The sequence below is a fragment of the Streptomyces sp. NPDC052114 genome, from assembly GCF_040680155.1.
Taxonomy (GTDB): domain Bacteria; phylum Actinomycetota; class Actinomycetes; order Streptomycetales; family Streptomycetaceae; genus Streptomyces.
This window is the reverse complement of sequence record NZ_JBFAWC010000008.1, coordinates 137,600-156,872: the sequence shown is the minus strand read 5'-3', so window position 1 is coordinate 156,872 and position 19,273 is coordinate 137,600. Positions and strand designations below refer to the sequence as shown.

Annotated in this window: 22 protein-coding genes and 1 tRNA gene; 8 read left to right on the top strand and 15 right to left on the bottom strand. The window is 71.2% G+C overall.

Annotated elements, in window-relative coordinates; all coding sequences use genetic code 11:
• Window positions 1–2: 2 nt before the first annotated feature.
• Window positions 3–1,526, bottom strand: coding sequence for an MFS transporter (locus AB0L89_RS19330; RefSeq protein ID WP_365142293.1), 1,524 nt, complete (start codon window positions 1,524–1,526; stop codon window positions 3–5).
• A 139-nt stretch (window positions 1,527–1,665) separates the two neighbouring features.
• Complete coding sequence (locus tag AB0L89_RS19325) at window positions 1,666–2,340, bottom strand: helix-turn-helix domain-containing protein (RefSeq protein WP_365142291.1); 675 nt, start codon at window positions 2,338–2,340, stop codon at window positions 1,666–1,668.
• Between the two features lie 301 nt (window positions 2,341–2,641).
• Between AB0L89_RS19325 and AB0L89_RS19320 the strand changes: the two genes are divergently transcribed.
• Complete coding sequence (locus tag AB0L89_RS19320; RefSeq protein WP_365142289.1) at window positions 2,642–3,925, top strand: M6 family metalloprotease domain-containing protein; 1,284 nt, start codon at window positions 2,642–2,644, stop codon at window positions 3,923–3,925.
• Here the strand turns inward: AB0L89_RS19320 and rho are convergent.
• On the bottom strand, window positions 3,912–5,186 hold the full coding sequence (rho, locus tag AB0L89_RS19315; RefSeq protein WP_365142287.1) for a transcription termination factor Rho: 1,275 nt from the start codon (window positions 5,184–5,186) through the stop codon (window positions 3,912–3,914). The two genes, AB0L89_RS19320 and rho, sit on opposite strands and share 14 nt — an antisense overlap.
• A 543-nt stretch (window positions 5,187–5,729) precedes the next feature.
• Between rho and AB0L89_RS19310 the strand changes: the two genes are divergently transcribed.
• The 4 genes from AB0L89_RS19310 (at window position 5,730) to AB0L89_RS19295 (ending at window position 10,212) form a co-directional block, all read left to right on the top strand.
• The gene (locus AB0L89_RS19310) at window positions 5,730–6,545 is read left to right on the top strand and encodes a 2,3-dihydro-2,3-dihydroxybenzoate dehydrogenase (protein WP_365142285.1); all 816 of its coding nucleotides are present in this window, start codon (window positions 5,730–5,732) and stop codon (window positions 6,543–6,545) included.
• A gap of 147 nt (window positions 6,546–6,692) precedes the next feature.
• Entirely contained in the window at window positions 6,693–7,898 is a 1,206-nt protein-coding gene (dhbC, locus tag AB0L89_RS19305) for an isochorismate synthase DhbC (RefSeq protein WP_365142283.1), read from the top strand.
• A gap of 5 nt (window positions 7,899–7,903) precedes the next feature.
• Complete coding sequence (locus AB0L89_RS19300) at window positions 7,904–9,559, top strand: (2,3-dihydroxybenzoyl)adenylate synthase (RefSeq protein ID WP_365142684.1); 1,656 nt, start codon at window positions 7,904–7,906, stop codon at window positions 9,557–9,559.
• Between the two features lie 17 nt (window positions 9,560–9,576).
• Window positions 9,577–10,212 carry an isochorismatase family protein gene (locus tag AB0L89_RS19295; protein WP_365142281.1) on the top strand — a complete coding sequence of 212 codons (636 nt, stop codon included), beginning with the start codon at window positions 9,577–9,579 and terminating at the stop codon, window positions 10,210–10,212.
• Window positions 10,213–10,263: 51 nt separating this feature from the next.
• Here AB0L89_RS19295 and AB0L89_RS19290 read toward each other — a convergent pair whose 3' ends face one another.
• Window positions 10,264–10,758, bottom strand: a complete 495-nt coding sequence (locus AB0L89_RS19290; RefSeq protein WP_365142279.1) for a MarR family transcriptional regulator — start codon at window positions 10,756–10,758, stop codon at window positions 10,264–10,266.
• A gap of 131 nt (window positions 10,759–10,889) precedes the next feature.
• Here AB0L89_RS19290 and AB0L89_RS19285 point away from each other — a divergent pair, with 131 nt between their 5' ends.
• Window positions 10,890–11,306 (top strand): organic hydroperoxide resistance protein, encoded by a 417-nt coding sequence (locus AB0L89_RS19285; RefSeq protein WP_365142277.1) that lies wholly within the window; start codon window positions 10,890–10,892, stop codon window positions 11,304–11,306.
• A gap of 85 nt (window positions 11,307–11,391) precedes the next feature.
• Window positions 11,392–11,467 (top strand) — tRNA-Arg (locus tag AB0L89_RS19280).
• Window positions 11,468–12,087: 620 nt separating this feature from the next.
• Here the strand turns inward: AB0L89_RS19280 and AB0L89_RS19275 are convergent.
• From AB0L89_RS19275 to AB0L89_RS19265, 3 genes are read right to left on the bottom strand one after another with little or no spacing between them, the layout of a single operon-like run.
• Window positions 12,088–12,468, bottom strand: coding sequence for a hypothetical protein (locus AB0L89_RS19275; protein WP_365142275.1), 381 nt, complete (start codon window positions 12,466–12,468; stop codon window positions 12,088–12,090).
• Window positions 12,465–12,656, bottom strand: coding sequence for a hypothetical protein (locus tag AB0L89_RS19270; protein ID WP_365142273.1), 192 nt, complete (start codon window positions 12,654–12,656; stop codon window positions 12,465–12,467). Before AB0L89_RS19270 ends, AB0L89_RS19275 begins: the two co-directional genes overlap by 4 nt.
• Window positions 12,653–13,177 carry a hypothetical protein gene (locus AB0L89_RS19265; protein WP_365142271.1) on the bottom strand — a complete coding sequence of 175 codons (525 nt, stop codon included), beginning with the start codon at window positions 13,175–13,177 and terminating at the stop codon, window positions 12,653–12,655. The genes AB0L89_RS19270 and AB0L89_RS19265 overlap by 4 nt, the downstream gene beginning before the upstream one ends.
• A gap of 180 nt (window positions 13,178–13,357) precedes the next feature.
• On the opposite strand from AB0L89_RS19265, the gene AB0L89_RS19260 reads away from it, so the two are divergent.
• The gene (locus AB0L89_RS19260) at window positions 13,358–14,113 is read left to right on the top strand and encodes a helix-turn-helix transcriptional regulator (protein WP_365142269.1); all 756 of its coding nucleotides are present in this window, start codon (window positions 13,358–13,360) and stop codon (window positions 14,111–14,113) included.
• A gap of 50 nt (window positions 14,114–14,163) precedes the next feature.
• Here the strand turns inward: AB0L89_RS19260 and AB0L89_RS19255 are convergent, their stop codons facing one another.
• The 8 genes from AB0L89_RS19255 to AB0L89_RS19220 form a co-directional block, all read right to left on the bottom strand.
• A complete protein-coding gene (locus AB0L89_RS19255; RefSeq protein WP_365142267.1) occupies window positions 14,164–14,790 on the bottom strand; it encodes a collagen-like protein in 627 nt (208 codons plus the stop codon).
• Between the two features lie 73 nt (window positions 14,791–14,863).
• Window positions 14,864–15,124 carry a hypothetical protein gene (locus tag AB0L89_RS19250; protein ID WP_365142265.1) on the bottom strand — a complete coding sequence of 87 codons (261 nt, stop codon included), beginning with the start codon at window positions 15,122–15,124 and terminating at the stop codon, window positions 14,864–14,866.
• 109 nt (window positions 15,125–15,233) lie between these two features.
• Window positions 15,234–15,470, bottom strand: coding sequence for a hypothetical protein (locus AB0L89_RS19245; protein ID WP_365142263.1), 237 nt, complete (start codon window positions 15,468–15,470; stop codon window positions 15,234–15,236).
• 84 nt (window positions 15,471–15,554) lie between these two features.
• Window positions 15,555–16,031 (bottom strand): hypothetical protein, encoded by a 477-nt coding sequence (locus AB0L89_RS19240; RefSeq protein ID WP_365142261.1) that lies wholly within the window; start codon window positions 16,029–16,031, stop codon window positions 15,555–15,557.
• 8 nt (window positions 16,032–16,039) lie between these two features.
• Window positions 16,040–16,561: a hypothetical protein gene (locus AB0L89_RS19235; protein WP_365142259.1), complete on the bottom strand. Its 522-nt coding sequence runs from the start codon at window positions 16,559–16,561 to the stop codon at window positions 16,040–16,042.
• Window positions 16,558–17,001 (bottom strand): hypothetical protein, encoded by a 444-nt coding sequence (locus tag AB0L89_RS19230; RefSeq protein WP_365142257.1) that lies wholly within the window; start codon window positions 16,999–17,001, stop codon window positions 16,558–16,560. The genes AB0L89_RS19235 and AB0L89_RS19230 overlap by 4 nt, the downstream gene beginning before the upstream one ends.
• Window positions 17,002–17,412: 411 nt before the next feature.
• On the bottom strand, window positions 17,413–18,057 hold the full coding sequence (locus AB0L89_RS19225; RefSeq protein WP_365142255.1) for a peptidase inhibitor family I36 protein: 645 nt from the start codon (window positions 18,055–18,057) through the stop codon (window positions 17,413–17,415).
• A 217-nt stretch (window positions 18,058–18,274) separates the two neighbouring features.
• On the bottom strand, window positions 18,275–19,201 hold the full coding sequence (locus tag AB0L89_RS19220; RefSeq protein WP_365142253.1) for a DUF6415 family natural product biosynthesis protein: 927 nt from the start codon (window positions 19,199–19,201) through the stop codon (window positions 18,275–18,277).
• Window positions 19,202–19,273 lie beyond the last annotated feature (72 nt).

The window sequence follows — 19,273 nt, the reverse complement described above, 5'->3', positions numbered from 1 at the left end:
GGTCAGTGGGCCATCACCGGGACCTTGACCTCGTCCTCGGCGCCGTCCGCGGAACCGGCCGAGGCCGTCGTGCCGCCCTGGGCGCCGGTGTTGACGAAGGTCGCCGCGATCACCGCGGAGACCACCAGGATGCCGACCGCCCACCAGATGGCGCTGGTGTAGCCCTCGACCATGGCCTGCGCCTGGAGGAGCTTCGGGTTGGTGGCACCGGCCGCGTGGTCGGTGAGGTACGCGGTGGTCGCCGAGGCGGCGATGGTGTTCAGGAGGGCGGTGCCGATGGCGCCGCCGACCTGCTGCGAGGTGTTGACCATCGCGGAGGCGACACCGGCGTCACGGGCCTCGACGCCGTGCGTGGCCAGGGACATCGCCGGCATGAACGCCGTACCCATGCCCAGACCCAGCATCAGCTGCGCGGGCAGGATCAGACCGGCGTACGAGGTGCCGATCTCCAGCTGCGTCAGGAGCAGCATGCCGACCGCGGCGAGCAGGAAGCCCGGGGCCATGAGGAGGCGCGGCGCGACGCGGGTCATCAGACGGGCGCCGATCTGCGTGGAGCCCGTGATCATGCCGACGATCATCGGCAGGAACGCGAAGCCGGTCTTGACCGGCGAGTAGCCCTTCACGATCTGCAGGTAGTACGTGAGGAACAGGAACAGGCCGAACATCGCGATGACGGCGAGACCCAGCGAGAGGTAGACGCCGCCACGGTTGCGCTCGGTCAGGACGCGCAGCGGGAGCAGCGGCGACTTGACCTTGGCCTCGGTGAGGACGAACGCGGCGAGCAGCACGACGGAGGCGACGAACATCGTGATCGTGACGGCGTCCGACCAGCCCTCGGACTCGGCGCGGGTGAAGCCGTAGACCAGCGCGACCAGGCCGAGCGTGGACAGGACGACGCCGGGGATGTCGAGCGGCGAGCGGTTGCGGCCGCCGGCCGGCTCACGGATGACGAAGTACGCGCCGAGCGCGGCGATCACCGCGAACGGGATGTTCACGAAGAAGGTCCAGCGCCAGTTCAGGTACTCGGTGAGGAAGCCGCCGAGGATCAGGCCGACGGCGCCGCCGCCACCGGCGATCGCGCCGTAGATGCCGAAGGCCTTGGCACGCTCCTTGGCGTCGGTGAACATCACCGCGAGCAGCGAGAGGGCGGCCGGTGCGAGCAGCGCGCCGAAGACGCCCTGGAGGGCGCGGGCGCCGAGCATCGTGGCCTCGCCGGTCGCGGCGCCGCCGAGCGCGGAGGCCGCGGCGAAGCCGATCAGGCCGGTCACGAAGGTGCGCTTGCGGCCCCACAGGTCGGCGATGCGCCCGCCGAAGAGCAGCAGACCGCCGAAGGCGAGCGCGTAGGCCGTGATGACCCACTGGCGGTTGCCGTCGGATATGCCGAGGTCCTGCTGCGCCGAGGGCAGCGCGATGTTCACGATGGTCGCGTCGAGCACGACCATCAGCTGGGCGAGCGCGATGAAGATCAGCGCCTTCCAGCGGTTGGAATCGGGCCCGGACTCGGGCCTGAGGGCTGTTTCGGACATGGGGGTAGCCACCTAGCGGTACGGAGTGTGAAAAACGGCGTGAAAAGGCTGGGTCCGCGCGGGGATCCCGCGGGGAGTGCGTCGGTGTCGCGGAGAGGTGCTTCCGGTACCGGAGAGGTGCTGCCGGTACCGCGCAGGATCAGTGCTGCCGGAGCGCCTCCAAGGTCGCCGCCGCCCCCGGGAGTTCCGAACGGGCGGGCGCCATCAGGCCGTCGAGGAACAGCTGGAGATGGCGGTGGATGAAGCGGTCCATGTCCGGGCACGCGGTGCCCGGCAGCGGCCGGCCCAGCTGGGAGAGGGCGACCATCAGATCGCCGACGGCGATGTCGGCGCGCAGTTCCCCGGCCTGCCTCGCACGCTCCATGAGGCCCTCGATGGACTCCTCCAGGCGCTCGCGGCCGTCGACGAGGTCGGGGTGGTGCGGGTCGAAGGCGGCGGAGAGCATCGGGCACAAGGCACCGATCCGCTCGTCGGCCGCGGCGTGCACGAAGGTGCGCAGCGCGCCGAAGGCGGTGGCCCCGCCGGCGTCGATGGCGGCGACGGCCTCCTCGGCGTGGCCCGAGACGCGGTCCGTGACCAGGAGGACGACCTGGCGCACCAGCTCGTCGCGGTCGGCGAAGTGCCGGTAGACCGTGGCGTTGCCGACGCCCGCCCTGCGGGCGATCTCGTCGAGCGGGACGTCCGGTCCGAACTCGACGAACATCTCGCGCGCCGCGGCGACGATCCGCTCCCGGTTGCGCACGGCGTCGGCCCGCGGGCGGGGGACTCGGCGCTGCGGGGCGGTGGCGGTGTCCACGGCTGCTCCTCGGGTCATTGACCGTCTCGGGTCACTGGCTGTCTCGGTTCACTGGCTCTGGTGTCCGGCGACGCGGAGAGTCTCTCTCCACGATGCGGGGACTGTCTCCCCGTTTTTTGCGAACACAGGTCTAAACGGGGAGACAGTCCCCGGATATTTCCCGCCCCCCGCACGAATCCCTGTGACCTGAGTCACAGGGGATTCGGCGAGAAACCCACGATCGGTCGCACCCAGCGCGCGCCCGCGCACCCCCCGGCACAGGGTGATCGAACAGGGTGCAGCCAGGACCGGCGGCTGCCGCGGAGTGGAAGGCCCACGCATGCAGCAGCCGACCTGGCGGCGGATACCCCTCTCCCGCCGCGGTGTCGCCCTCGCCTCCGTCACCGCGCTCGCCCTCGCGGTCACCACCTCGGCGAGCACCGGACGCCTCATGGAGGACTCGCCGACCACGGCGGGCCCGGTGTCCCTGGCCCGCAGCACCGCGCTCGGCTCCTGCATGATCGGCGGCACCCTCGGCGTGCAGATGTCGGAGGGCATGCCCACTCCCCCCGGCTACGCGCGCTCCACCGGCACCGTCCGGGCCCTGAACCTCATGGTCGACTTCTCGGACGCCCCCGGCGAGGGCAGCGCGACGGACCGGCTCTCGGAGTTCTTCCCGCAGACCTCGGACTGGTTCCGCACCGCTTCGTACGGCCGCCTCGACTACCGCCCCGAGGCCCCGCTCCCCGACTGGCTGCGGATGCCCAAGCCGTTCGCCGCGTACGGGATAGAGCGCGGCGCCCCCTTCGACCCCGGCTACCGCGAGCTCGTCCAGGACATCGTGACGGCCGCCGACCCGGACGTGGACTTCCGCTCGTACGACCTCGTGAACATCCTGATCACCCCGAACGCCGGGCCCTCCGCCCTCGACACCGTCCTGTCGGTGACCTTCGCCGGCAACCACGAGGCACCGGTCGCCGACGGCGTCCCCGTCTCCAACGCCTCGTTCGTCTACAGCCGCCAGGACGACGGCTCGGGCAGCTACCGCGAGACGGGCTACCGCGTCCTGCCCCACGAGAACGGCCACGTCTTCGGCCTGCCCGACCTCTACACCCAGGACGGCGGCGGCGCGGTCGGCCACTGGGACATCATGAGCGAGGACTGGGGCGCCAACAACGACCTGCTGGCCTGGCACAAGTGGAAGCTGGGCTGGCTCGACGACGACCAGATCAGCTGCGCCGCCAACCCCGGCACGACCGAGCACGTGCTCTCCCCGCTGCCCCGCACCGGCGGCACGAAGCTGGCCTTCGCCCCGCTCGACGAGAAGACGGGGTACGCGGTCGAGGTCCGCACCGCGGGCGGCAACGACGAGGCGGTCTGCCGGCCGGGCGTCCTCGTCTACCGCGTGGACGCGGACGTCGACACGGGCCACGGCCCGGTCACGGTCTCCGACGCCACCCCCGACAGCGGCGGCTGCACCCGCCGCCCCAACGTCCACGCCGAACTCTCCGACGCGCCCTACGCCGTCGGCGAGACCTTCACCGACCGGAAGACGGGGGTGCGGGTGACGGTGGCGGGTGTGACGGACGACGGCGAGTACCGGGTGCACATCACGCGTCCGTAGCGTCGGCGCGGGCGGTCGCGCCGTCACCGCGGCCGTGCGCGCCGGGCACGGTCTGCCGCACCTGCCGCAGGAACGCGGCGTTGCCGGGCGTCTTCCTGATCTGGTCGAGCAGCGCCTCCAGGGAGCCCTGGGGGTCCCGGCCGCGCAGCGCCCGCCGCAGCCCGTGCATGGCGGTCAACTCGTCGGCGGGTACGAGGAGTTCCTCACGGCGCGTGCCGGACGGGGTGATGTCGACGGCCGGGAAGACGCGCCGGGCGGCGATGCCGCGGTCCAGGCGCAGCTCCATGTTCCCGGTGCTCTTCAGCTCCTCGAAGTAGTAGTCGTCGGCGCGCGACCCGGTCTCCACCAGCACGGTCGCGAGCATCGTGAGGGAGCCGCCCTCCTCGGCGTTGCGCGCGGCGCCGAAGAGCCGCTTGGGCCCCTGGACGGCGGTCGCGTCGACGCCGCCGCTGAGGGTGCGCCCGCTGCCGGAGGCGGCGTTGTTGTACGCGCGGCACAGCCGCGTCAGCGAGTCGAAGAGCATGACGACGTCGCGCCCCTGCTCGACCAGGCGCTTGGCGCGCTCGACGGCGAGTTCGGCGAGGGCGATGTGCCGCTTGGCGGGCTGGTCGAAGGTCGAGGCGAGCACCTCGCCGCGGACCGAGCGCCGCATGTCGGTGACCTCCTCGGGCCGTTCGTCGAGGAGGACCACCATGAGGTGGCACTCGGGGTGGTTGCGCGCGACGGCCGCGGCGATCTGCTGGAGCAGCACGGTCTTGCCGGTCTTCGGCGGCGCGACCAGGAGGCCGCGCTGCCCCTTGCCGACGGGCGCGACGAGGTCGAGGAGCCGGGTGGCGGCGGGCCCGTCCGGGGTCTCCAGACGCAGCCGCTCGTTCGGGTGCAGCGGGGTGAGGTCCCCGAACCGGGGCCGCCCGCGCAGGAGTTCGGGCACGCGCCCGCCGACCCGGTGGACGGCGGAGAGGGCACCGGCCCGCCCGGCGGCCCCGCCCTCCACGAAGTCGCCGGTCCGCAGGCCGAACCGGCGGATCAACGCGGCGGGCACGGACACGTCGCCGGGGGCGGGCAGGCAGGACGGGCCCCTCAGGAACCCGCGGCCGTCGCGGGCGACGTCGAGAACTCCGGCATGGACGACGGGAGTCGGACCGGTACGGGGGGTGGTGGATGCGGTGGGAGTGACGGTGGATTCGGTGCGGGTGGTGATGGATTCGGTACGGGTGGCCGACTCGGTACGCGTGGTCGGCTCCGGTGCGATGGCAGTCATGGGAGTGGGTCCTTTCGCGAGCATGCGAATGAGGGGCCCGGCGGGGCGGCGATGGTCACGCCCCGTACGACGGGCGAAGCGAAACCGCTCGGAGAGCGGTGAGAAGAAGGCCGTGGAGGCCTGACGGATCCCGGAAGACCAGAAGGCCGGGAAAAGGTCCCGAAGCCCGGGGAAAGATCCCGGAAACCGGGGCGGAGCCCACGAACGGGCGGAGTCCACACAGGGGCGGAGCCCACGAGCGGGGCGAATCCCGGAGACCGGGAGAAGGGAAACCTGGCACGGGCGTCCCGACGGGACGTACTCACGTACCACTTGCACGGTAACACACGTCGCCGGGAGCGCACCGGGCCCGGTTTCGACCCGCCTTCCCGGCCAACCCCCCGGACGGGTCCGGCTCTTGAGAAGCGGAAGCCGCTATACGCACACTCCGCGTACGCATAAGGTGAGGCTAGCCTAACCATTCACAGGGGGCGGGGCGACCCTTGGGGAGAGCAGCACGTTAGGTTAGGCTTACCTAAACCGTAGGGGGAGGTCACTCACACCATGCCAGAGCACATACGGAACGAGTCGCACGCCGAGGGCGAGTTCGCCGGGCGTACGGCTCTGGTGACCGGGGCGGGCCAGGGCATCGGCGCCGCCGTCGCCACCGCACTCGCCGCCCGGGGCGCGCACGTGGTCGCCACCGACCGCGACGCCCACGGAATCGACGAGCTGGCCGCCGCGGCGCGCGGCACGGCCGGCACGATCACCCCCCGCGTCATGGACGTGACGGACCCCGCCGCGGTCGCGTCCGTCGTCGACGGCGTCGTCCGCGACCACGCGGGCCTCGACCTCCTCGTGAACGTCGCGGGCATCCTGCGCAGCGCCCCCGTCGCCGAACTCACCGACGCCGACTGGGCCGACACCTTCGCCGTGAACACCACCGGCGTCTTCCACACCTCCCGCGCCGCCGCCGCGCACATGACGGCGCGCGGCTCCGGCTGCATCGTCACCGTCGCCTCCAACGCCGCCGGCATCCCGCGCACCGGCATGGCCGCGTACGCCGCGTCGAAGGCGGCGGCCACGATGTTCACCAAGTGCCTCGGCCTGGAGATCGCCCGCAGCGGCGTGCGCTGCAACGTGGTCGCGCCGGGCTCCACCGACACCGCCATGCAGCGGGCCCTGTGGCCCGAGGGCCAGGCGGAGGTCCCGCTGAGCGTCATCGCGGGCGACCCGGAGACGTACCGCACGGGCATCCCCCTCGGCCGGATCGCCAGCCCCGAGGACATCGCCGACGCGGTGCTCTTCCTCGCCTCGGACCGGGCGAAACACATCACGCTGCAAGAGCTGTACGTCGACGGCGGCGCGACGCTGCGCTGAGCTCCGGCTCGCGCGGGACCGGGGCCACGGCCCCGAGCCCTCCCCGTCGCCCACACCCCGTACTCGTACCCGTACGCACTCTCCTCCCCCGCCCCTCCCCTTTCACCCGCACCACGCACCGCACCCGCCGCGAGAATTGGAGCCCCCGTGTCGACGGCATCCGAGGTCGCCACACACGTCACGACGGCCGAGCAGGCCCACCCCGCCGTAGGAGCCGCCACCTCCCTGCTCGACGCCTACACCCCAGGCGCACGCTTCCTCGCGACGCCGACCCGCACCCTGCTGGCCGAGGGCGTCCGGGCGCACGTGCCCCACGACGACAGACCCCTGCCGGAACGCGTCGCCGCCACCCTGGCCGCCGCGCGCCGCGCGGGCTCCGCCCAGCCGTACGTGATCGGCGCGGTCCCCTTCGACCACACCGCCCCGGCCGCCCTCGCCGTCCCCGACTCCCTGCGCGCCGCTCCCCCGCTGACCGCCGACCCGCTCATCGCGCTGCCCGCCGACGCCCCGGAGGCCACCGACTGGCGGATCCGCCCGGTGCCCGAACCCGAGGAGTACGGCGCGGGCGTGGCCGCCGCCGTGGACCGCATGTGGCGCGGCGACTTCAGCAAGGTCGTCCTGGCCCGCACCCTCGAACTCACCGCCCCCGCGCCGCTGGACATCCCCGCGATGCTCCAGCGCCTGGCCCGCCGCGACCCCTCCGGCTACACCTTCGCGCTGCCGACGGCCCCCGGCCGCACCCTCATCGGCGCCAGCCCTGAACTGCTCGTCTCGCGCCACGGCCAGCACGTCGTCGCCAACCCGCTGGCCGGTTCGACGCCGCGCAGCGACGACCTCGCCGAGGACGTGCGCCGCGCGGCCGCGCTCCTGGAGTCCGCCAAGGACCTGCACGAGCACGCCGTCGTCGTGGACGCCGTGCACCAGGCGCTCGCCGGCTTCTGCACGGAGCTGACCGTCCCGGCCCGCCCCACCCTCATCCGCACCGCGACGATGTGGCACCTGTCGACGACGGTCACCGGCACCCTCGCCTCCCTGGACACCTCAGCCCTCGAACTGGCCACCGCGCTGCACCCCACCCCCGCGGTCTGCGGCACCCCGACCGCCACCGCGCGCGAGGTGATCCGCGAGACGGAACCGTTCGACCGCGGCTTCTTCACCGGCATGATCGGCTGGGGCGACGCGAGCGGCGACGGCGAGTGGGTCGTCACGATCCGCTGCGCGGAGGCCGAGGAGCAGTCCCTGCGGCTGTACGCGGGCGCGGGCATCGTCGCCGCGTCGGACCCGGCGGCGGAGACCGCGGAGACGGGCGCGAAGTTCCGTACGTTCCTGAACGCGGTGGGAGCCGAGCTGTGAGCACCATGGATTCCCCGAGCACGCCGGACGCGCCCCTGTGGCCCGAGGAGTTCGCCGAGCGCTACCGCGCGGCGGGCTGGTGGCGGGGCGAGACGTTCGGGCAGATGCTGCGCGACCGCGCGGAGGCGCACCCGGACCGGATCGCGGTCGTCGACCCGGCCCGGGACCTCCGCTGGACGTACGGCGAACTCGACCTGCGCGCCGACCGGCTGGCCGCGGGCTTCCTCGCCCGCGGCATCGCCAAGGGCGACAAGGTGGTGGTCCAGCTCCCGAACATCGCCGAGTTCTTCGAGACGGTCTTCGCCCTCTTCCGCATCGGCGCCCTGCCGGTCTTCGCGCTGCCCGCGCACCGCGAGACGGAGATCCGCTACTTCTGCGAGTTCACCGAGGCCGCCGCGTACGTCATCCCGGCCGAGCACGCGGGCTTCAACTACCGCGACCTGGCCACCAAGGTCGCCGCCGAAGTCCCCACCCTGCGCCACGTGTTCGTGGCCGACGGCGACGGGGGCGCCTTCGAGGCGCTGTCCGACGTCCCCGCGGAGCCGGTGCCGATCCCGGACCCGCCCGCCCCCGGTGACCTCGCCTTCCTCCAGCTCTCCGGCGGCAGCACGGGCGTACCGAAGCTGATCCCGCGCACCCACGACGACTACATCTACTCGCTGCGCGGCTCGAACGAGCTGTGCGGGGTCGACGCGTCCTCGGTCTATCTGGTCGCCCTGCCCGCGGCCCACAACTTCCCGCTCTCGTCGCCCGGTTCGCTCGGCGCGCTGTACGCGGGCGCCCGCGTCGTCCTGTGCCCGCGCCCCGGCCCCGAGGCCGCCTTCCCGATCATCGAGTCGGAGGGCGTCACCCTCACGGGCCTCGTCCCGCCGCTCGCCCTGCTGTGGACGGACGCCGCGACCTCGACGCCGTACGACCTGAGCAGCCTGGAGGTCCTCCTGGTCGGCGGCGCGAAGTTCAGCGAGGAGGCGGCGCGCCGGGTGAAGCCCGCCCTGGGCTGCACGCTGCAACAGGTCTTCGGCATGGCGGAGGGCCTGGTCAACTACACGCGCCTGGACGACGATCCGGAGACGATCGTCACGACCCAGGGCCGCCCGATCTCGCCGGACGACGAGATCCGGGTCGTCGACGACGAGGACGAGGACCTGCCCGTCGGCGCCACGGGTCACCTCCTGACCCGCGGCCCGTACACGATCCGCGGCTACTGGAAGGCGCCCGAGCACAACGCCCGTTCCTTCACGGCGGACGGCTTCTACCGCACGGGCGACGTCGTACGCCTCACGGAGAGCGGGCACATCGTGGTCGAGGGCCGGGCCAAGGACCAGATCAACCGCGGCGGCGAGAAGATCGCGGCCGAGGAGGTCGAGAACCACCTCCTGGCCCACCCGTCCGTGCACGACGCGAACGTCGTCGCCGAGCCCGACCCGTACCTGGGCGAGCGGACCTGCGCGTACGTGATCCTGCGCGAGGGCGCCGAGCCGCTGAAGGCGCTCGCCGTCAAGAAGTTCGTACGCGAACGGGGTCTGGCCGCCTACAAGGTGCCGGACCGCGTGGAGTTCGTGACGGCCTTCCCGCAGACGGGGGTCGGCAAGATCTCCAAGAAGGACCTGCGGGCGGCCGCCACGTCGCCCTCGCCCGCCTCCCCCGCCCCGCAAGCCTGAACGGAACAGCTCACGACATGGCCCTCCCCGCCATCACCCCGTACCCCATGCCGTCGGCCGACGAGCTGCCGGCGAACCGCGTCGACTGGAAGGTCGACCCGTCCCGCGCCGTGCTCCTCGTGCACGACCTGCAGAACTACTTCCTGAACGCGTACGACCGCACGGCCTCGCCGGTGCCCGAACTCCTCGCCCACGTGGCGCGGTTGAAGCAGACGGCCGACCGTCTCGGCATCCCGGTCGTGCACACCGCGCAGCCCGGCGGCCAGACCCCCGCCGAACGCGGGCTCCAGCAGGACTTCTGGGGTCCGGGACTGCCGGACGACGCCGACGCGGCGGCGATCGCGCCCGAGATCGGCCCCGCGCCCGCGGACACGGTCCTCACCAAGTGGAAGTACAGCGGCTTCGTCCGCACGGACCTCCTGGAGCGCCTGCGCGAACAGGGCCGCGACCAGCTGGTCATCACGGGCGTCTACGCCCACATCGGCGTCCTGATGACGGCCTGCGACGCGTGGATGCAGGACATCCAGGCGTTCGTGGTCGCCGACGCGGTGGCCGACTTCTCGGCGGAGGACCACGCGATGGCGCTGCGCTGGGCGGCGGGGAAGTGCGCGGTGGTGACGACGGCGGGGACGGTGTTCGGCGAGCAGCCGTAGCGGCTGCCCGGCCGCTCCCTCACGACCCGGGGGCCGAGGCCCGGGGGCGCGTCAGTCGACGCATCCCCGGGCGTCGGTCCCCGGCCGCACTTCGGCCCCCGGGCGCGCTTCGGCGGCGTCCAGGGCCGCCGTCAGGGCGTTCAGGCGGGTCCGCAGATCCCGCACGTCCTCCAGGGACAGGCCGGTGGACTCGGCGATGGCGCGGGGGACGGCCCGCGCCCGCCCCCGCAGGGCGAGCCCTTCCGCCGTCAGCGTCACGGCGACGGACCGCTCGTCCTCGGCGCTGCGGCGCCGCTCCACGTACCCGGCCGCCTCCAGCCGCTTGAGCAGCGGCGACAGGGTCCCGGAGTCGAGCCGCAGCCGCTCCCCGATCTTCTTGACGGGCAGCTCGCCGTGCTCCCAGAGCACGAGCATCACCAGGTACTGGGGGTAGGTGAGCCCGAGCCCCTTCAGGGCGGTGCGATAGACGCCGTTGAAGGCGCGCGTGGCGGCGTGCAGCGAGAAGCAGATCTGGTGATCGAGCCGCAGAAAGTCCTCGTCGTCCATGGCCCCAGGCTACAACAGGACCCAACTAAGTTGTGCACAACTAAATTGCGTGCTCTACTTATGGAGACGGCTCAGCAGTCACGAAAGAGCTGAGCCGACACACCACAGCCGACACCCGAAGCGAGGACCCCATGGACGCGCTGTACACCGCAGTGGCCACCGCCAACGGCCGCGAGGGCCGCGCCGTCAGCTCCGACGGCCAGGTCGACCTGCCGCTGGCCTTCCCCCCGGCGCTGGGCGGCGACGGCAAGGGCACGAACCCGGAGCAGCTCTTCGCCGCCGGCTACGCGGCCTGCTTCGCCAGCGCGATGGGCAACATCGCGCGCCAGGAGAAGCTGGACGTCTCGGACGTCTCGGTGACGGCGGAGGTGAGCATCGGCAAGGACGACACGGACGGCGGCTTCGGCCTCGCGGTGGTCATGCGCGTGGAACTCCCGGCACACCTGGAGGGCCCCACGGGCGAGGCACTCCTGGAGAAGACCCACGCGTTCTGCCCCTACTCGAAGGCGACGCGCGGCAACATCCAGGTCGACCTCGTCATCGAGTAACGGGGAACGACCCCCGGCCCCGAGTTGACCACCCGCTACACTGTCGGCGGTGACGCAGTCCACACGACCCGCGCCATCACGCCACGCCTTCGTAGCTCAGGGGATAGAGCACCGCTCTCCTAAAGCGGGTGTCGCAGGTTCGAATCCTGCCGGGGGCACCAGGTCAGAACGGCAAAGGCCCAGGTCATGGAGCAAGTCTCCGGCCCTGGGCCTTCGTTGTGTGCACTCTAGCTACACGCTCAGACAGTCTCGCTACACCCTCACTACCGAAGATCATCGTCCAAATATCACCCAAATGATCTTTACGTTCCTGCAGGTCACCCTAGACAAGGGACCACCCCCGGCTCCATGGGTGCGGAACGCGGGGGCAGTCGAGTGCCGGGCCGCCACCGAGGGGGGCACCACAGTGGGACGGCCCGACACGTTCAGGGGGCGGGCTCACATCATGTGTAACAGGCACTCGCCCTCAAGGTCATCGCCCGAAAGGGTGAACACGTGTTCTATTACGAGACCGTACCCGTAGCCCTGCGGCATATGCCAGCGCCGCAGGGCTAGGGAGCCGCCGCCCACGTGGGGAGGTGCAGGAAGGGGCGGGGCCCTCGGCGCGGCGGGGTCTGGGCAGCGCCGGGTATGAAGCGCCATCACACATCGGGAACCGCCGCGACGGGAGTGTGTGTAGACAGCACGTGACTGCATTCCGGTCACACGGGGCGTGAAGCACCCGCAGACGGCCATCGTCTCGCCTGCCGCGCGGCCTCTCCAGCTGGCGGCGGGGGGCTTCCTACTCGGCGCCGACCTGGCGCCGTGCCTCGGCCCGCGCGTCCGTTAAGGCCTTGCTCTCCGCCGGGGGCGCCTCGTCGCCTTCGAGGGGGCAGCGGCACAGGCAGTGCGTCTCCGGGATGACCACGATCCGGGCCCCGTCGACGCCGAGAGAGGTCGTCTCCTGGCACGGGTGCGGGCCGGGGGCATCGGTCAGGACCGCGCGCAGGCAGAGGGCACAGGGCAGCGGCTCGACCCCGATGGGGCACGGATCCACGTGGGCCACACCGGGAACGGGACCGCCGGAGTTCCTCTGCCGCATCCGCGGCTCGACCCTCTCGCCGTCGCGGATGGTGTGCTGGCAGAGGATGCACCGCTCGGGAGACTGGAACGGCGTCGTCACGAACCCTCACCGCCGGGAGCGCGGTGCGCGGCGGCGGAGCGCGTGGCGCGCCAGGCACGCGAGAGGCGCCGCTCGTCGTCGCACTCCTCGCCCGCCCGGCAGCGGCCGCACCCCTCGGTGTGCGCGAGGAGGAGCCGGTACGCCTCGTCCGCCCGCTGCTCCTCGGCGGTCACCGCGCTCGCGATCACTGCTCGGCTCCGCTCAGGACGGCGCTGCCGGCGGTGACGAGGCCCTCGACGGCGGTGGGCTCGCACAGGTCGCCCTCGAACCGAGGCAGCACCACCCAGTGCGTGCCCGTCGGCTCGGTCCGGGTCAGCTTGGGCACGCCGAGGTAGCTGTGCGCCCCGAGCCGAGGTGCGATGTCCTGGTAGCGCCACCGGACCCGGTCGACGGGCCGCATGAGGGCGTAGTAGGTGCCGCCCATGGTCCGGCTGTCGTGGATCACGGGGCCGCTGAGGAAGTGCCCGAGGCGCGCGGCGATCTCATCGGGGACGGTGGAGCCCAAGGCGGCGTGCACGAGGGCGTCGGACAGGCGCACCGCGTCAAAACGCCCGCCCAGCGGCAAGATGGCGACGCCGACGTCGGACCACTCGCGGCGTGCTTGTTCAGGTGCGTCCAGGGTGCGCGCGAACCAGTCGGTGACGGCGCTCACCAGCGCCGGGGATGCTCCACTTTCCGAGCTGAGGGCTCGGCCCGTACTGTCGGCCATGTCGGCTCCCTTGGTAGTCGGCCACGCCCCGGGGCCGTGTCAGCGGTCGCCGGGGCTTTGTTACGGATCACGTTCGTCCCGTTGCTGTCTGCACCGCGACGACGAATGCGACGTCATACCGGCGACATTGGGGACGACATTTCGGTGTCATTCCGCAGCGTGGGCGCGTACGGTCGATCTATGGCGACACCGAACGGAACCCTGCAAGCGGTCCGAAAGGGCCTGCTCATGTCCCAGGACGAATTCGCCCGCGCCGTCCGTGACGCCGGGCAGCAACTCGGCCAGCCCAACGACGCCTCCAAGCGCCTCGTGCAGCGGTGGGAGTCCGGCGACACCGCCGCCCCGCGCCCGCTGTACGCGCGTGCCCTGGAACGCGTCACGGGAGTGCCCATTGAGGGGCTCGGCTTCGGCGCTTCGGCCGTCGCCGTGTCCGAGGACGGGCAGGGCGGCCACGACCTCGATGACCCGACGCTCGCCGTCCACTCCAGCCAGACGGCAGCACAGACCGCGCCCCGCGGGAACTACTCCGGGGTGTGGCTCTCGACCTACGAGTACGTGTCGAGCGGTCGGAACAACGACGTCTTCACCGGGAAGCACTACGTGGTGCTTCTCCAGCACGGCAACCGGCTCACCGGCCGTAGCCTGCCCGGAGCGTCACTCAACCCGAACAGCCCACTGACTCTTGATCTTCAGGTGGACGGCGCGACCGTGACGGGCACCTGGACCGAGCAGACCTCTGCCGAGGGCTACTACCGCGGCGCCCGCTACTTCGGGGCTCTCCAGATGCTCGTGGAACCCACAGGGCGGCGGATGGCGGGCAAGTGGGTCGGGTTCGGCAAGGACTTCGATGTGAACACGGGGCCGTGGGAGTTGCGGCTCATGGACGCTTCGACGTCGAAGACGACCCTCGATCAGTACAACCGGGTGCCGGAGTAGCGGGCATGACGAAAGGCCCCCTCCCGCCCGAAGGCGGAAGGGGGCACATCTCAGACGTACTGGCGGCGGGTCGGGTCGAGGGCGGCCGCCTGCGGGCTCGGCCCCGGATCCGGCGGCGGGGCACCATCACGGCGGCACACGAGCGCATCCGGATCGTCGGCCGGCGCCTGGAGGCTGTAGCCGTCGGGGCACGTCTGCCCGTCGCGGCCGTCCTGCCCAGCCGCGCCGTCCTTGCCCGCGGGGCCCTCAGGTCCGGCCGGGCCCGGCTCGCCCTGCGGACCTGGCGGTCCGGCCACACCGTCGGCGCCGGCGGCCCCGGTCGGGCCGGTCTCGCCCACGCCGTCTGTGCCGTCTGCGCCTGCCTTGCCGGTATCGCCGGCCTTGCCCGGCTTCCCCGACGCCCCGGCAGGGCCCGGCTGGCCACGCTGGCCCTGCGGACCGCGGGGCCCGGTGACGGACCGGCCCGGGTCACCGCGCGAGCCGGGCGGGCCCGCGATGGGTTTGCCGCCGAGCTGCTGGACCTGGCGGGCGAGTTGGTCGCGCGCCCGGTTCGCGGTGTGCAGGTCACCAGCGAGGGACTGCAACGTGACGACCACCCACAGCGCCCCCGCCAAAGCGACCGCCACAGCAAGGACGAACAGCAGATCACTGCGCCTTCGGTGCTTTCGCGGACTCACGTCTGCACCCCCTGCGACGCCAAATACAGCATGAGCGCGAGCATGATGACCGGGGCGACCAGCGCCGTGAAGATCAGCCGCCGGTCGGCCGCCGGTCGGCCTCCTTCTCCCGCTCGGCCTCGATCTCCTGGATATCGCGCTGCAGAGCGTCCATGGCGCGGTCACGGGCGGTCTCGCGAGCGTCGTAGACGTCCCTGCGCACGAGCTGGTCGAGGCGCGCTGAGATCTCGGCGCGGACGTCGGTGATGAGCCGCCACAGCTCGCCGTTGGACAGGTGGCCGCGCTGCCCCGGGTGACGGTGTGGTGAATGACCACGCCGTGCACCGGGCCCCACGGGCCCTTGTGGTTGCGGTTCCGGTCGGGCCATCCGGCGACCTCGACGACCTTCACGCCCTCGGCACGCAGCGCGGCCAGCGCCTTCGAGGCGGACAGCGGCGCGGCCATCAGCGCGCCCCCTGTCCGTCGGCCCACACGAAGCGCGTCGCGCCGCCGTGACCGTGGACGGCCTCGGCGTCCTCCAGGCAGGCCCAGTGCACGATGCTGGGGTGGTCGCCACGCCAACGGATCGAGGCCGAGCCATCGGACCAGAGCACGCCGTCAGCAACGGTGCCGACCCCGGAAATCCCAGTGACGTCGAGGTCCCGTTCCAGGCTGAACAGGCGGGGTGGGGTGTCGTACATGAGGTCTCCAGACATGACGAAGGCCCCGACCAGACGGCACGGGGCGAACAGAAAACCGTGACCCACTGGGCCACAGTTCTTGGATCAGGTCGGCTGGATCGCCAACTTGAGCTCGGCGAGGGTGACGTGCCGCGCCTCGCTGGCGTCGTGCCGCACCATCAGAGCGAGCGGCGTATCGGGGTCGACGAACAACCCCCAGGTCTTGGCGCGGAACTGACCTCCGCCCGTGGGCACGTCGTCCTCGGTGCACGTCGAGTCGAAGCCCGTGGACAAGCCGAGCGGGTCGCGTACGAACCGGGAGCGGACTTCCGTGTAGTCGCCGCTCTCCCACTGGACCAGGGCGTGCAGCGTGCCCCAGCCCACGGCCGCTGGCCAGATCAGACCGGAACGGTCGTCCCGCGCCCAGTCGGAGACACGAGCCCCTCCGGGCTGCACGACCTGGTGCATGCAGTGCGCGTCGTACGACTCTGCGGAGCCGAAGGGGAAACGGACCACGGTGTACGCGCCGGGCGGGATGGACTGTGGGGTCTCGCTCTTGAGCGAGCAGACGAGGACGGTCATCACCCCTCCTAGCTGGCGGCTTCGTAGCGGCCGGAGCCGTAGAGGATGTCTCCGGCGGCGTACACGAACGGCAGTTGGGAGTCCCAGATGCCGGTGTTGTCGGCGCGGTCGGACACGATCGTCTTCACGACGCCGCCGTTGCCGGTGTTGTAGATGCCACGGGCGGAGTAGTGCAGGGACGTGCTGTTGTCGAACGCGTCGAACGACGCGATGCGCTGGCTGAAGCCGGTGGCGGGCCCGGCGGGCAGCACAAACATCCAGTTCTCGCCCCCGCCCCCGCCGCCGACCGCGGTGGTCGAGCCCCAGGTGAGCTGCAGTACCCAGTCGACCGTCCTGCCCACCTTCAGGTACCGGCCGGTCAGGGTGCCGTTGCCCAGGGTGGGGGCGGCGCCGCCTTCGGCGAGCCATCCCGGGGTCCACGTCGTTGTCCAGGCGCTGAAGAAGCTGTTGAGCTGGTCGCGGATCTCCTGGTTGAGCGGGGCGGCGGTGACGACCTCGCCGACCACCCAGGTGCGCGGCGTCGTCGTCATCGCGGCACCTTCGCGAGGAACGGCTCGTGCGTGGCGGGCGGCGGGACCGGGACAGGCCAGGACTCGCCCGAGTCGTCGGGGTGAACCCAGTTCCGCTCGTCGGGCAGCAGCTCGGCAAGGCTGGCCTCGACGGCGTCTGGGTCTGCGGGGAAGACGACGACGATCCAGCCGAGGCCGCACTCCGTGCACGCGGTCCGCGGGTCAGCCGGTGTGGCCACTTGGGCGGATCCGCATCGGCAGTCCACCACCCACCGGTTGTGGTTGATCCGCGCGTACACCTGCTGTCCGACGATGAAGCCGTCCGGCGGGATCACGCGGCGCTGGACGCGGTACTCGTACCAGCGGAACACCAGCTCGGCTGACGGCACGAGTGCCCAGGTGTCGGGCGGAAGTTGTGGTGGAGGCAGGTAGAAGGTCTCCGCCCGTGCGACAGGGATCATGCTGTCCTCCTGTTCAGTTGAATCGGCAGGCATCGATGACCTTCGTAGGAGTCGCTGCGATGCCTTTCAGATGGCTAACAGCTGGGCCCCGCCAGGCACGCCAAAGGGCGGTGGAACGAAGCTTGTTGCTTCGTTCCACCGCCCTTTGGTCATCGCTGTGCGGGTGGTGGCCCGTCCGGCGTGCCACTCGGAGACGGTGCTGGTGAAGGGCACTGAGACTCAGACGGGGAGGATGGGGTGGTGCTGTCACCCTGCAGACTGCTCCCCGAGCCAGAGTCGGACGAATCCGAGATGAGGGTGAACCCGTAGTAACTCGCGGTCCCAAGCACATAGCCAACCGCTATGGCGGCAAGGGTTCGGGAGATACGGCTTCCCCGCTTTGAGGAGTCCTCGCTTTTATGACCCATGGGCTTAAATGCACTTACCCGGCATGCACCAGGCGCTCATCTTGTCGTTCGCTGCGTTCCCGACGTAGGACGACTTGCTACCGGCGTACATTTCCCACAGGAAGCCGCTCACGCGCCAATTCTTGTCGACATGGTTCCACGTGTACCAGGTATTTGAACCCTTCTTGTTGGTGTTTACCCACGAAGAAGTCTTGTCATTGAACCCGTAGTTCGAGGCGTACTGTCGCTCGGTCTCGTTGAACTGGAGCCTGCGCCCCTTGAAGTTCTTGTGCTCGTAGAAGCAGTACCAGCGGCCTGCTTCGGTCCAGCCCTGCGGGCAACCCTCCACGTTGGCACCCTGCGCGGCCGGAGCCTGCGCATTCTTCAGGAGGTCGTCGCGCTTCGCCTTGGCTGTCCTAATGCCATCGCCGAGGCCATCAGGGGCCGTCTCTTCTCCCGGGTCGGGAAAGACCATGACCACGCTGCCATTCTCGTATGACACGGCGTTGTCACTGACCTGGATGCCACCATAATCGCGAATCTGCTCGTCGATCTGCTTCTGCAGTTCGGTCACCTCAGGCGACGCGGGAGCGGCTTCCGCCGAAGTGGCGAGAGTGCCGAGCACTGCGAGAGAAGCGGCCGCAATGGTCAGGTTCTTGCGTATGCGCAAGGTAGTTCCCCCCTAGGAACAATTCATTGGCTAGAAACCGGCATGGCGAGGTCAGCGCCAAGCGGATGCGGTCTAGACCATAACATCGGCAAATGGGGCATCTAGACCAAGGAAGGCATAGGGGGGTTTGACAGGATTTCAACTCCATTTGTGGAGCAGGTTAGTTGCTTGACACACGTCGAGAGCCCCAGCGAAGGCGCGCGTGCATACCGCCTGGCTAGTAGGCGAGGCGGGTGGTGGAGCCGAGCACCGAGTAGGTGGGGTCGTCGAGGACCCACACGGTGTCGGTCTGCGCCCGTGCGGTGTGGAAATTCAGCAGGTGCCGGTTGCGGGTGATGGTCTCGCTGTAGCCCTCGACGGTGACCGTGGCGGTGGGCGCCGGCGCCTCGTCGGGCAGGCCGGTCAACTCGAGCACGGTGGAGACATCCGCGGCGAGCAGCGCCCGGTAGGTGACCAGGGGCAGCGTGTACGCGTCGACGGGGGCCTGCCGGGTCTCGGTGGGTGAATCCGCGTAGCGGGACACCACCCAGTTCGCCGCGTCCAGCACCTTCAGATCGCTCGACTTGAGGAGGTCGAGGGCTGAGCCCGCGCAGCTTCGGGACGATGGGTCCTCGCACGGCGGATACGCGGTGAGGTCGCGCAGCCGTCGGCCCAGCTCGGCCGCGCGCAGGGCCAGTGCCAGGGGGCTGGGGCGGTCGCCAGGGCCATCGGCCAGGGCGTCGGTGACGGCGTCGATGACGCGCCGGTGGCTGTGCCACGTCAGGGTTCTCTCGCCCGCGTGCGCGGCGGCGGCCCGCGCGGCGGGCAGGCGCCGGTGGATCTCGTACTGGAGGCGGACGTGGAGGTCCATCAGCTCGTCGGGCGGCGGCAGGGCGCGGCACGCGGAGAACGCGGCGTCGAGCAGCGCGGTGACGTACGCGCCGTCGGCGCAGGGGCGGCAGGCGCGGGGGAACCAGTTCACGCGGGCGTCGAGGCGCTTGACGTGCTGGGCGCCGAGGTCGACGGCGGCTCCGGCGCGGAGGGTGATGCCGCAGAACACGCAGTCCCGGCCCCGGACTTGGGCGTCGGACAGCGCGTCGGCGGCCGGGAGCCGGGGGGTGTTCCACGCGCCTCGCTCGGGCGGCACGGGCTTGGTTGCGGGCATGACCAGGACGTTAGGAGCCTCGGAGAATCAGAGGCGGGGATGATTCTCGAATATTCTCGGCGCCGCTCCGGT